The sequence below is a fragment of the Frankiales bacterium genome (genome assembly GCA_016125335.1).
Classification (GTDB): domain Bacteria; phylum Actinomycetota; class Actinomycetes; order S36-B12; family CAIYMF01; genus Longivirga.
Genome location: WGLY01000023.1, coordinates 1 through 12,770, shown reverse-complemented (window position 1 = coordinate 12,770; position 12,770 = coordinate 1). Strand labels below are relative to the sequence as shown.

The 12,770-nt window shown below is 75.0% G+C and carries 10 protein-coding genes and 1 pseudogene; 4 read left to right on the top strand and 7 right to left on the bottom strand.

Annotated elements, in window-relative coordinates; all coding sequences use genetic code 11:
* Positions 1-200 precede the first annotated feature (200 nt).
* From GC157_13150 to GC157_13120, 7 genes and pseudogenes are all read right to left on the bottom strand, one after another.
* Complete coding sequence (locus GC157_13150; protein ID MBI1378412.1) at positions 201-1,604, bottom strand: MFS transporter; 1,404 nt, start codon at positions 1,602-1,604, stop codon at positions 201-203.
* Positions 1,601-2,266, bottom strand: a complete 666-nt coding sequence (locus GC157_13145) for a helix-turn-helix domain-containing protein (GenBank protein MBI1378411.1) — start codon at positions 2,264-2,266, stop codon at positions 1,601-1,603. Before GC157_13145 ends, GC157_13150 begins: the two co-directional genes overlap by 4 nt.
* 90 nt (positions 2,267-2,356) lie before the next feature.
* Positions 2,357-3,421, bottom strand: a complete 1,065-nt coding sequence (locus GC157_13140; GenBank protein ID MBI1378410.1) for an oxidoreductase — start codon at positions 3,419-3,421, stop codon at positions 2,357-2,359.
* Between the two features lie 42 nt (positions 3,422-3,463).
* A complete protein-coding gene (disA, locus tag GC157_13135) occupies positions 3,464-4,555 on the bottom strand; it encodes a DNA integrity scanning protein DisA (protein MBI1378409.1) in 1,092 nt (363 codons plus the stop codon).
* A gap of 122 nt (positions 4,556-4,677) precedes the next feature.
* On the bottom strand, positions 4,678-6,132 hold the full coding sequence (gene radA, locus GC157_13130; protein MBI1378408.1) for a DNA repair protein RadA: 1,455 nt from the start codon (positions 6,130-6,132) through the stop codon (positions 4,678-4,680).
* Positions 6,133-6,211: 79 nt separating this feature from the next.
* Positions 6,212-6,601: an MmcQ/YjbR family DNA-binding protein gene (locus GC157_13125; GenBank protein MBI1378407.1), complete on the bottom strand. Its 390-nt coding sequence runs from the start codon at positions 6,599-6,601 to the stop codon at positions 6,212-6,214.
* Positions 6,602-6,834: 233 nt separating this feature from the next.
* Positions 6,835-7,524 (bottom strand): annotated as a pseudogene (locus tag GC157_13120) (hypothetical protein).
* 176 nt (positions 7,525-7,700) lie between these two features.
* Between GC157_13120 and GC157_13115 the strand changes: the two are divergent.
* From GC157_13115 to GC157_13100, 4 genes are read left to right on the top strand one after another with little or no spacing between them, the layout of a single operon-like run.
* Positions 7,701-8,630 (top strand): Ppx/GppA family phosphatase, encoded by a 930-nt coding sequence (locus tag GC157_13115; GenBank protein MBI1378406.1) that lies wholly within the window; start codon positions 7,701-7,703, stop codon positions 8,628-8,630.
* A complete protein-coding gene (locus GC157_13110; GenBank protein ID MBI1378405.1) occupies positions 8,627-11,002 on the top strand; it encodes an HAD-IC family P-type ATPase in 2,376 nt (791 codons plus the stop codon). The genes GC157_13115 and GC157_13110 overlap by 4 nt, the downstream gene beginning before the upstream one ends.
* Complete coding sequence (locus GC157_13105) at positions 10,971-11,816, top strand: TIM barrel protein (GenBank protein MBI1378404.1); 846 nt, start codon at positions 10,971-10,973, stop codon at positions 11,814-11,816. The genes GC157_13110 and GC157_13105 overlap by 32 nt, the downstream gene beginning before the upstream one ends.
* Complete coding sequence (locus tag GC157_13100) at positions 11,813-12,403, top strand: TetR family transcriptional regulator (protein MBI1378403.1); 591 nt, start codon at positions 11,813-11,815, stop codon at positions 12,401-12,403. Before GC157_13105 ends, GC157_13100 begins: the two co-directional genes overlap by 4 nt.
* Positions 12,404-12,770 lie beyond the last annotated feature (367 nt).

Below are 12,770 nucleotides of genomic sequence, written 5' to 3'. Positions count from 1 at the left end.
GGAAGCGGTGCCAGGCGGGATCGCAAGCCATTCGCGAGCCACAGCCAGAAGGCTGGGCAGCCGGTTCGCGAGCGACCCGCCGGCACCTGACCCGAAGCCTCGCGCAGGTCTCGAGCTACCGAACAGCATCAAGTAGCCGGATATCGCGCGGGGTCGGAATCGGGACGCCGGCTGAGGTGCCTCGGTGCGGTCGGGTGGCGTCAGGGTCGGGGCGACACCGCGGCCCCGGCGGACTCCTCCACCGAGCGCACTTCGAGGGCCTCCTCGTCGAGGGCCGGGGCGTCCGCTGCACCGGGCTGCTCGCCGTCGCTGCCGTCGGCCGCGTCCGCGGCCGGCGGGCGGTCCATGCCCCGCCACACCGGGAAGACGAACGGGGCCAGGGTGGCGAGCAGGTACGCCGCGCCGAGCACGACGAGCGTGGCGGTGAGGCCCATGGCCTCGACCATGAGGCCGCCGAGCAGCGCGCCGAGGGGGATGCCGGCCCAGGCCAGCGCTCCGAGCGCGCCGACCACGCGGGCCTGAAGGTGGCGCGGCGTCAGCTCGAACTCCGTGGAGGCCAGGGCTGGGTTGATCGCCCCGACGCCGAGCCCGGCCACGAACGACACCACGAGCACCGGCGGCAGGGTCACGGCCAGGGCGAGCACGAAGAACCGCGCGGAACCGCCGACCAGGAACCCCCAGGCGAAGGACTGCCGCCGCGGCAGCCGCGGGCCGAGCCAGGCGAACAGCGCCGACCCGGCCACCGCCCCGACGCCGAACACGCCGCCGATGAGACCGAGCCCGAGCGGGCTGTCGAGGGTGTCGCGCACCCACACCGGCACGAGCACCGCGCTGTAGGCCTGGTCGAGCAGGTTGGTCACCAGGATCATGGCCGCGATCGCCACGAGCAGGCGCTGGCTGCGCAGGAAGGCGAAGCCCTCGCGCAGCTCGGTGACGTAGTGCCCCACCGCGGAGGCACCCTCGGGCCGCTCGCTGCGCGGCGGCTCCGCGGCCCGCGGCACGAACAGGCTGATGAGCACACCGGCCACGACGAAGGTCGCGGCGTCGATGAGCAGCACCGCGGGCGCCGACCACACAGCCATGAGGACGCCGGCCAGCGGCACGCCGACCATGCCCGCGACCCGGTTCATGCCGTCGCCGAGGCCGGTGGCCCGCTCGATCGGGGTGCCAGCGAGCTCGGCGACGCCGGGGAGCAGCACGTGGGTGGCCGCGCCTGCCCCGCGCACCAGCCCGAGCGACGCGACGAGGGCGACCAGCGCGGGCACGGGCAGGTGGCCGGTCATGTGCAGCACGGGGATCGCGCCGACGAGCAGGGCGGCCACGGCGTCGGAGAGGACCGCGACCCGCCGCGCGCCGAACCGGTCGACGATCGGGCCGCCGAGCCCGACGACGAGCACGTAGGGCAGCGTCTCGGCGAAGGCGACGGCGCCGGTGAGCGCCGGGCTCCCGCTGGTGACCAGCACGAACCACGGGACCGCGATCATCGACATCCGCGTGCCGGTGGTGGAGACCACCTCGGAGGTCAGGAACGCGGCGAACGCGCGCCGGCCGCGGCGGCGGTCGGTGCCGGGCTGGGCCACGACGGGGGCGGAGGGCTGGCTCATCGCGGGGTCTCCTCGGTGGCGGTCGGCATGATCTGGAGCTGCACGACGACGCGCTCCGTGCCCTCGGGGCGCGGGCGGCCGGCGATCGCCGAGCGGTGGGAGTCGAGCACGCGGTGCAGGTCCGCGCCGAGACGCTCGGCCTCCTCGACGGTGAGGTCGAGCCACCAGTCGCTCATGTCGGCGACCTCGGACCAGGCCTCGCCGAGGGTCGTGCGGGTGGCCGCCGCGGAGTCGGCGAAGGCGAGCAGGCGCTGGGCGTAGGCCTGCGCGATCGAGCGCAGGTAGCCCTCGACCAGGGCGTGCCCCTCCTCGTCGAGGCCGGGGATGGGCTCGAGCACCGTCATCCGGTGCGCGGCCTTCCACCACCGCTCGCGGCGCGAGCCGTGCGGGGCGTCGTCGTCGACGACGAAGCCGTAGGCCGCGAGCTGGCGGAGGTGGTAGCTGGTGACGCCGCTGGACTCGCCGATGCGCGCGGCCAGGCCGCTGGCTGTGGCCGGGCCGTCCTGGCGCAGCAGCCCGAGCAGCCGGACCCGGACCGGGTGGGCCAGGCCGCGCAGGAGCCGGGCGTCGAGCCGGACGGCGTCCTCGGCCGGGCCGGCGGGCGTGGTGGCGGGGTCGGGCTGCGGGGTGCGCGGCGTGCTCATGCGCCTAGGAGAGCACATGCAGAGGAATCTTTGCAAGCACTTCTTTGCAAAGATTCCTCTGCGCGAGGACCGGAGACCGGAGCGGGGTCCCGCGGACGGCGGGACCGGTCAGGCGGGGGCGGCCCGCAGGTACTGGTCCGGCCAGGCCAGCGGCACGCCGAGCTCGTGGGCGGCGCGCAGCGGCCAGTGCGGGTCGCGCAGCACGGCCCGGGCCAGCATCACGGCGTCGGCCGACCCCTCGGCCAGCACCGCCTCGGCCTGCGCCGGCTCGGTGATGAGGCCCACCGCCGAGACCGGGACGCCGGCCTCGGCCCGCACCCGGGCCGCGAAGGGCACCTGGTAGCCGGGCCCGAGAACCACCTGCTGGTCGGCGTGCAGGCCGCCCGAGCTCACGTCCACGAGGTCGACGCCGAGCGCCGCGGCGCGGCGGGCCAGCTCCACGGTGGACTCGACGTCCCACCCGCCCGGCACCCAGTCGGTGGCCGACACCCGCAGCAGCAGCGGCCGGTCCTGCGGCCAGGCGTCGCGCACGGCGGCGACGACCTCCAGCGGGAAGCGCATCCGGTTCTCGAGGCTGCCGCCGTACTCGTCCTCGCGCAGGTTCGACAGCGGCGAGAGGAACTCGTGGAGCAGGTAGCCGTGCGCGGCGTGGATCTCGACGACGTCGAGGCCGAGCGCCAGGGCGCGGCCGGTGGCGGCGACGAACGCCTCGCGCACGGTGTCGAGGTCGTCGCGCGTCATCGCGCGCGGCACGGCGTAGGAGCCGAACGCCACCGCCGAGGGGGCCAGCGTGTCCCAGCCGCCCTCGTCCGCCGGCACGCTGCCGCGGCCCCGCCACGGCGCGTAGGTGGAGGCCTTGCGCCCGGCGTGCGCGAGCTGGACGCCGAGCGCCACGCCCTGGCCGTGCACGAACTCGACCGCCGGGCGCAGCGCCTCGGCGTGGGCGTCGGACCACAGGCCGAGGTCGTCCGGGCTGATCCGCCCCTCCGGGGTGACGGCGGTCGCCTCGGTGAGCAGCAGGCCTGGCCGGCCGACGGCGAGGCCGCCGAGGTGCACGAGGTGCCACGGCTGGGCGAGGCCGTCGGTGCTGGAGTACTGGCACATGGGGCTGACCCAGGCGCGGTGCGGCAGCGTGAGGCCGCGCAGGGAGAGGGGCTCGAAGAGTCGGCTCATGCGCCGATCCTCACCCGGGCGCCGCCGGACGGCGCAGCGGGGTCAGACGTAGCGCTCGAGGATGCTCGACTCGGCGAGGCGCGAGAGGCCCTCGCGGATCGTGCGGGCGCGGGCCTCGCCCACGCCCTCGACCGCCTGGAGGTCGTCGATGCTCGCGGCGAGCAGCCGCTGAAGGCCGCCGAAGTGCCCGACGAGCCGCTCGATGATGACGTCGGGCAGCCGCGGCACCCGGGCGAGCAGCCGGAAGCCGCGCGGGCTCACCGGGGCGTCGAGGGCCTCGAGGTCGGCGGCGAAGCCGATCGCGCGGGCCACGTTGCTCAGGTCGAGCAGCCCGGTGGCGCTCAGGCCGTCGAGCTCCGCGAACGCGCCCTCGACCGTGCGGCCCCGGCGGCCCGAGGAGGGCAGGTAGTCGCGCACCACGAGGCGCCGGTCGCTCTCGACCCCCGCGACGAGCTCGTCGAGCTGGAGCGACATGAGCCGGCCGTCGGTGCCGAGCTCGACGAGGTAGTCCGCGATCTCGCCGGCGATGCGGCGCACCATCTCGAGGCGCTGTGACACCGAGGCCACGTCGCGCACGGTGACGAGGTCCTCGATCTCGAGGGCGGAGAGCGTGCCGCTGACCTCGTCGAGGCGCATCTTGTAGCGCTCGAGCGTCGCGAGCGCCTGGTTGGCGCGGGAGAGGATCTGGCCGGAGTCCTCGAGCACGTGCCGGCGGCCCGCGACGTACAGGGCGATGGTGTTCATCGACTTGCTCACGCTCACGACCGGGAAGCTCGACTGCTTCGAGACGCGGTCGGCGGTGCGGTGCCGGGTGCCCTGCTCGTCGGTGGGGATGCTCGGGTCCGGCAGCAGCTGCACGGCGGCGCGCAGCAGCTTGGTGGCGTCGCGGTCGCAGATCACCGCGCCGTCCATCTTGGCCAGCTCGCGCAGCCGCTGCGCGGAGAAGTCGACGTCGAGGGCGAACCCCCCCGACGCCATGGCCTCGATGCTGCGGTCGTGGCCGAGCACCACCAGCCCTCCGGTGCGCCCGCGCAGGATGCGCTCGAGGCCGTCGCGCAGCACGGTGCCGGGCGCCACCTGGGCGATGGCAGCGCGCAGCGCGGCGTCGACGTCGGTCGTCTTCTCGCCGGCCACCCGATACCCCCGGTGCGAACGTCGGTCTGCTGCGCCCTCGGCAGCGGTCGTCCGCGGCACGAGCACTGTAGCGACGTCGCGGCCCCCGCCGCCGCCCGCGTGCCGCCCGGACCCGGGCCGGCTCAGCCCGGGACGGGCACGGAGATCCGCGGCAGCAGGGCCATCACGTCGTCGAGGTGGGCGACCTCGGTGAGCGCGGGGGAGCCGTCGCCGCGGCCCGAGGAGTCGGTGCCCGGGCCCCGCCGGGCCGCCCGCGCGACCAACTCGGTGGTGCCGCGCGGCACCAGGAGCCGGCGGTAGCCGAGCCGGGCGGCCTCCGCGACGCGCTGGGCCAGGAAGGGCACCGGCCGCACGTCGCCGGAGAGCGCCACCTCGCCGAGGGCCAGCACGTCGGTGCCGATCGCGCGGGGCGAGGCCGACGACGCCAGCGCCAGGCAGACGGCGAGGTCGCAGGCCGGGTCGGACAGGCGGGCCCCGCCCACGGTGGCGACGAAGACGTCGCGGTCGCCGAGGCGCCCGCGCAGCGAGCGCTCCGTCACCGCGACGAGCATGGCGACCCGCGAGGAGTCCAGGCCGCTGACCCCGCGGCGGGGCGTGGGCGTGGTGGCGGTGGTGACCAGCGCCTGCACCTCGGCCAGCAGGGCCCGGCGTCCCTCCATGGTGACGGTGACGCACGAGCCGGGCACCGGCCGGTCGCGGTGCTCGCGGAACAGGTCGGACGGGTCGAGCACCTCGCGCAGGCCGTCGTCGGACTGCTCGAAGCACACGATCTCGTCGGCCGGGCCGTAGCGGTTCTTCGCCGCGCGCAGCAGGCGCAGCGAGGTGTGCCGGTCGCCCTCGAAGGTGAGCACGGTGTCGACGAGGTGCTCGAGCGCGCGCGGCCCGGCGATCGAGGACTCCTTGGTGGACTGGCCCACCACGAGCAGTGGCGTGCGGCGCGACTTGGCGACGCGGCTGAGCACCTGGGTGACCTCGACGACCTGGGTCATGCCGCCGGCCCGTCCGTCGACGTCGGCCGAGGCGATGGTCTGGACGGAGTCGACCACGAGCAGCGCGGGGTCGTGCTCCTCCACGTGGCCCAGCAGGGTGGCGAGGTCGTTCTCGTCGGCGAGCAGCAGGTGCGGCGACACCGCCCCGATGCGCCGGGCCCGCACGCCGATCTGCTCGACCGACTCCTCGCCGGAGACGTACAGCACGGTGCTCGCGCCGCGCGGCCGGCCCGCGCCCTCGGCCACGCGGTGCGCCACCTCGAGCAGCAGCGTGGACTTGCCGACGCCGGGCTCGCCCGCGACGAGCACCACCTGCCCGGGCACCAGGCCGCCGCCGATCACGCGGTCGAACTCGCCGAGCCCGGTGGGCGAGCGGGTGACCTCGACCTCGGCCACCTGCGAGACGGGGCGCGCGCTGCGGGTGGGGGCCACGCCCGAGGTGCGGGCCCGCAGCCCCGACGCCGGTGCCGCGCCGCCCTGCTCGGCCACGGTGCCCCAGGCCTGGCACTCGCCGCACCGCCCGACCCACTTGGCCGAGCTCCAGCCGCACTCCGTGCAGCGGAACACGGGAGATCGCGTCCTGGCCATGCGGGCACCCTACGGACGGCGGCCGACACCGTGGCGCCGCCGTGCCGGTGGCGGGGGAGAGCCGGGGCGGGCCCGTGGCTCAGCGCCGGGCGGGCGGCAGCGGGAAGCGGTCCGGGTCGACGGCGAAGCGGGCCCGGGCCGTGAGCGTGCCGAGCACGAGGTCGTAGGAGTCCTCGACCAGCTCGCGGACCAGCGCCTCGGGCACCGACCCGTCGAGCGTGACGGTGACCCAGTGCCGCTTGTCGGTGTGGTAGCCGGGGGTGATGGCCGGGTGCTCGGCCACCAGGGCCCGGCCGCGGTGCGGCTCCACCTTGAGGGTGAGCCGGCCGGGCTCGTCGCCGCGCGACACCAGGGCGAACATCTTGCCGCCGGCGTGGCGCCCGGGACCGCCCTCGATCCCCACCTTGTAGACGTCGACGTCGTCGCCGAAGGGGTGGGTGAGGACCGCGCCCGGCAGGGCTGCGGCGATCGTGCCCGCGCGATCGCGCGGGGAGGTGCCTCGGCGTCCGGCCACGTGCCGACGCTAGCGCCGGGCGCAGACTCCGGGGCGACCGCCGTCCGGGCCGGCGGGCCCGCCGGTGCGGCTCAGGCCGGGTCGGCCGGGTGCGGGTCGAACGGGGCCATCGCGGCGGCGCGCGCCTCGGGGGTGCGGGTGCGCGCGGCGACCGAGCGGGCCGCGGTGAGCGCGGCCACCCGCGCCTCGCAGTGGGCCGCGAGCACGTCGTAGGCCGGCTGGCCCATGAGCGCCACGAGCGTCGAGCGCTCCGAGACGTAGACCGGGTCGGTCCCCACGTGGGCGTCCGGCGAGCCGCTGCAGTACCAGTCGAGGTCGTGGCCGCCGGGGCCCCAGCCGCGGCGGTCGTACTCGCCGATCGAGATGAGCAGCACCTCGGTGCCGTCGGGTCGGGTCACGTGCTCGAACGTGCGGCGCACCGGCAGCTGCCAGCAGACGTCCGGCTTGACCTCGACGTAGTCCGTGCCGAGGCGTCCGGCCAGCTGGTGCAGGGCGCAGCCGGCCCCGCCGGCGAAGCCGTCGCGGTTGAGGAAGATGCAGGCGCCGTCGACCACCCGGGTCTTGCGCGCGCCCTCCTCGTCCTTCTCGACGACGCCGCCCTTCGCGCCGGCCTTCGCGTACTGCCACGTGTCCTCGGTGAGCATCGCGGCGTACTTCTTGGTCTTCTTCTCGTCGTCCTTGTCCGAGAAGTGCGCCCCGAGCACGCAGCAGCCGTCGTCGGGCTTGGTGCGGTCGATGCCGTGGCACCCCCGCCCGTAGATGCAGGTCCAGCGGCTGGTGAGCCAGGTGAGGTCGCAGCGGTAGACCTGGTCGGCGTCGGCGGGGTCGGCGAACTCGACGTAGGCGCGCGGGAAGTCCAGCGGCACCTCGCGGGCGATGCTGACCTCGACCGCGCCCTTGCCGCCCCGGCCCGTGCCGCGGGCGGGGGCGGAGGAGTCGCGGGCGGGTGATCCCTTGGACTTCTTCGACGGCTTCTTCGACGTGGCCACCCGGTCACCCTAGGGGTGGCCGTCGCGGCGACGTCCGGCGACTCGTCACCCCGTAGGCTCGGCACGTGCGCCTCGGAGTCCTCGACGTCGGCTCGAACACGGTCCACCTGCTGGTGGTGGACGCGCACGCCGGTGCCGCGCCGCTGCCGGCGCACTCGCACAAGACCGAGCTGCGCCTCGCCGAGCTCATCGAGGCGGGCGAGCGGATCTCGCGCCGCGGCGTCGACACCCTCGTGCGGTTCATCGAGTCCGCGCAGGGCGTGGCCGAGGACCTCGGCGTCACCGAGACGGTCGCGTTCGCGACCTCGGCGGTGCGTGAGGCGTCCAACGGCGAGGAGGTGCTGGCCGAGGTCCGCGAGCGGACCGGCATCGACCTCGAGGTGCTCTCCGGCGACGACGAGGCGCGGCTCACGTTCCTGGCCGTCCGCCGGTGGTACGGCTGGTCCTCGGGGCGGCTGCTCGTGCTCGACATCGGCGGCGGGTCGCTCGAGATCGCGGTGGGCACCGACGAGGTGCCCGACCTCGCGGCCTCGCTCCCGCTGGGCGCCGGGCGCATGACGCGCGAGTTCCTCTCCCACGACCCCGCCCGCCCGGAGGAGGTCAAGGCCCTGCGCCGCCACGCCCGGGCGAGCATCGCCGAGGTCGCCGGGCGCGTCCTGCGCGCCGGCGAGCCGCGGCACGTGGTCGCCACGAGCAAGACCTTCCGGTCCCTCGCCCGCATCACCGGCGCGGCGCCCTCGAGCGAGGGGCCGTTCGTCAAGCGCGTGCTGCGCCGCGACGACCTGCGCCCGTGGGTGACCAAGCTCGCCGCGATGACGTCGAAGGAGCGCGCCGACCTGCCCGGTGTCAGCGCCGGCCGGGCCCCGCAGCTCGTCGCGGGAGCACTGGTGGCCGAGGCTGCGATGGACGTGCTCGGGCTCGAGCGGCTCGAGATCGCGCCGTGGGCGCTGCGCGAGGGCGTGATCCTCGAGCGGCTGGACCGGATCGCGAGATGACCTCGGAGCAGGTGGCGGTCGCCCCGGCCGGCCTGACCTCGGCGGAGGTCGCGCAGCGGGTGGCGGCGGGGCAGGTCAACGCCGTCAAGGACCGCAACGCGCGCTCGCTCGGCGACATCGCCCGGGCCAACACCTTCACCTACTTCAACGCCCTCATCGGCTCGCTCTGGGTGCTGATGCTGGTGAGCGCACCGCTCATCGACTCGCTGTTCGGCCTCGTGATCGTCATCAACACCGCCATCGGCGTCGTGCAGGAGTACCGCGCTGCGCGCACGCTGGCGAAGCTGTCGCTGGTGGGGCAGAAGCAGGCGCTCGTGCGCCGCGACGGCGCCGAGGTGGAGGTGCCGCCGCACGACCTCGTGCTCGACGACCTCATCGTCATCCGCACCGGCGACCAGATGCTGGTCGACTCCGAGGTCGTCGAGTCGCATGGCCTCGAGCTCGACGAGTCGCTGCTCACCGGGGAGGCCGACCCCGTGGAGAAGGGCGGCGGCGCCGAGGTGCTGTCCGGCTCCTTCGTGGTCGCCGGGTCCGGGCTCGTGCGCGCGACGCGGGTCGGCCACGACTCCTACGCGGCGCGGCTGGCCGACGAGGCGAGCAGGTTCAGCCTCACCCGCTCCGAGCTGCGCGACTCGATCCAGCGGTTCATCCGCTACGTCTCCTACGCGCTGGTGCCGGTCGCGATCCTGCTGTTCGTCTCGCAGTACAACGCCAACGACGGCGCGATCCGCGCGGCCATCGCCGGCACCGTGCCGGGCGTGATCACGATGGTCCCCGAGGGGCTCGTGCTGCTCACGAGCATCGCGATGGCGGTGTCGGTCATCCGGCTGGCGTCCCGGCGCGCGCTCGTGCAGGACATGCCCGCCGTGGAGGTGCTCGCGCGCGTCGACGTCGTGTGCGTGGACAAGACCGGCACGCTCACCGAGCCCGGGATGGCCGTCCACGACGTCGTCGTGCTCGACGGGGCGGCGCCCGTCGACGCGGCGCTCGGGGCGCTGGCGGCCAGCGAGCCCGAGCCCAACCCGACGCTGCTGGCCGTGGCCGGGGGCTACCCCGCCCCCGAGGGCTGGCGCGCGGCGTCGGCCGTGCCGTTCTCCAGCGCCCGCAAGTGGTCGGCGGCGGTGTTCGAGGAGCAGGGCGCGTGGGTGCTCGGCGCGCCCGAGATGCTGCTGCCCGACGGCGACCCGGTCCGCGCCCGCGGCGACGGTCTGGCCCGGGGCGGGGCCAGGGTGCTGGTGCTGGCCCGATCCGCCGGACGGCCGAGCGCGGAGGGCGGCCCGGGCGAGCTGACCCCTGCGGCCCTCGTCGTCATCAACCAGACGCTGCGCTCGGACGCGCCGGACACGGTGCGCTTCTTCCTGGACCAGGACGTGCGGGTCACCGTGATCAGCGGCGACAACGCCGTCACGGTGGGCGCGATCGCCGAGCAGGCCGGGATCCCCGGTGCGGACCGGCCCTACGACGCGCGCGAGCTGCCCGACGACGTCGAGGCGATGGCCGAGGTGCTCGAGTCCACGACCGTGTTCGGCCGCGTGACGCCGGCGCAGAAGCGCGCGATGGTGGGGGCGCTGCAGAGCCGCGGCCACGTCGTCGCGATGACCGGCGACGGCGTCAACGACGTGCTCGCCCTGAAGGACGCCGATCTCGGCATCGCGATGGGGTCGGGCGCCGGGGCGACCCGTTCGGTGGCGCAGATCGTGCTGCTCGACGACGCGTTCTCGGTGATGCCGTCGGTGGTCGCCGAGGGCCGGCGGGTGCTCGGCAACGTCGAGCGCGTGTCGGACCTGTTCCTCACCAAGAGCTTCTACGCGATGGCGGTCTCCATCGCGACGGTGGTGTTCGTGCTGCCGTTCCCCTTCCTCAACCGGCACCTCACCATCGTCACCGCGCTCACGATCGGCACCCCGGCGTTCTTCCTCGCGCTCATGCCGAACACCCAGCGCTTCCGCAAGGGCTTCTTCCGCCGGGTGCTGCGCTTCGCCGCGCCGGCCGGCCTGGTCACGGCGGTCTCGGCGTACGTCACCTACGGGTACGTGCTGGGGCTCACGGGCGACGACGTCGACGACGCCCGGTCCGCCGCCGTGGTGACGCTGTTCGTCACCGCCTGGTGGGTGCTCGTGATGGTGGCCCGGCCGTGGTCGCCGCTGCGCTGGGCGATCTGCGTCTCCATGCTCGTGGCCTTCCTCGGCGTGCTGTTCATCCCGCCGATCTCGCAGCTGTTCGCCCTCGAGTGGCACCCGGACGCGCAGGGCTTCGTCGCCCTCGGCGTGGGCGTCCTCGGCGCAGCCGTGATCGGGCTCATCCGGATCTGGTCCGAGCGCGAGCGCAACCAGGCCACGGATGGTGTCCGGCCCGTCGGCGTCGCAGGATGACGCCGTGAGCCCGCTGGTCACCCTCTCGACCGCATCGACGTTCCCGGAGTCGACGGCGGCCGCCTTCGAGATGGCCGCCCGCCTCGGCTACGACGGCCTCGAGGTGATGGTGCTCACCGACCCGGTGAGCCAGGACCCCGAGGCGCTGCTGCGACTGCGCGACCACTACGGCATCGCGATCACGTCGATCCACGCGCCCTGCCTGCTCGTGAGCCAGCGCGTGTGGGGCACCGAACCGTGGGCGAAGCTGCGCCGCGCCCAGGCCGCGGCCGAGCGGCTCGGGGCCTCGACGGTCGTCGTGCACCCGCCCTTCCGCTGGCAGCGCGACTACGCCCGCGACTTCGTGCAGGGCATCGAGCGGATGGCGTCCGAGACCGACGTGCGCTTCGCCGTCGAGAACATGTTCCCGTGGAAGGCCGCCTCCCAGCAGTTCATGGCCTATCTGCCCGGCTGGGACGTGCGCGACGACGACTACCGCCACACCACGCTCGACCTCTCGCACACGTCCGTGTCGCGCTCGGACGCGCTGGAGATGGCCGCCGACCTCGGCGAGCGCCTCGTGCACGTGCACCTCGCCGACGGCAGCGGGTCCTCGCGCGACGAGCACCTCGTGCCGGGGCGGGGCGACCAGCCGTGCGCCGAGCTGCTCCAGGGGCTGGGCTCCTCCGGCTTCGACGGGCACGTGGTGGTGGAGATCAGCACCCGCAAGGCCGCCGACCGGGCCGAGCGCGAGCTGGCCCTGCGCGAGTCGCTCGACTTCGCGCGCCGCCACCTGGCCGGGGAGCCGGCCGTGCACGAGGAGGCCCGGCCGTGAGCGGCTCCGACGACCTCGCCCGGCAGGTCCTCGACGCCGCGCGCGCCGCGTACGCGGCCCGCGGCTACCTCAACACCACCATGAAGGGCGTGGCCGCCGCGGCCGGGGTCGCGCCGGACGTCGTGCGCCGCTACTACGCCAACCGCGAGGCCCTGTTCGCGGCCGCGATGCGCCTGCCGGTCGACCCCGGGACGTCGATCGCGCAGCTGCTCGCGCCGGGCGTCGACGGCCTCGGCGAGCGCCTGGTGCGGGTCACCCTGCGCATGCTCGACGACCCCGAGACGCGCGAGCAGCTCGCCGAGATGGTGCGCGCCGGCGCCGGGGCCACCAAGGCGACGGCGTCCCTGCGCGAGTTCCTCGAGTCGGCGGTCGTCGACCGCGTGGTGGCGTTCCTCGGCGTCCCGGACGCGCGGATGCGCGTGACCCTCGCGACCTCCTACCTGCTCGGCGTCGCGACGTCGCGCTACGTGCTCCAGGTCGAGCCGATCGCCTCCGCGACCGAGGACGAGATCGTCGCGCTCGTCGCACCGGCCGTGCAGGCCGCGCTCACGACCCCGACCGGAGCCGCACGCCCTCCTCGCACCTGACGCCGTCGCCGCCGCGCGTGGGGCGGAGGCGCGTCGCCCCTGGGTGTCTCGCCGAAGCGCCCGTGGTGGGACGACGGCCACCCGCCCGCCGGAGCGTGGTCCTCCGTGAAGCCGCCGGTGGCCGTGCGAGTTGCGCCCGGAACGCGGCGGAGGTGTCGGGCGAGCTCTGTGGAGACCCGCGTGGGCGTCCACAGCCTGTGGATAGTCAACCGGTGAAATCCCTTGGGATTGCTGGGGTTTGGGGGTTGTGCCTGTCGGTGGTCTCCGATAGCATTCCTACATCCATCCGAAACCAGCCGAACCCGTGGGAGGTGCCCGATGACCGCCGTCGACGACCGGGACACCACGGGTCCTGCGGGTTCGCACT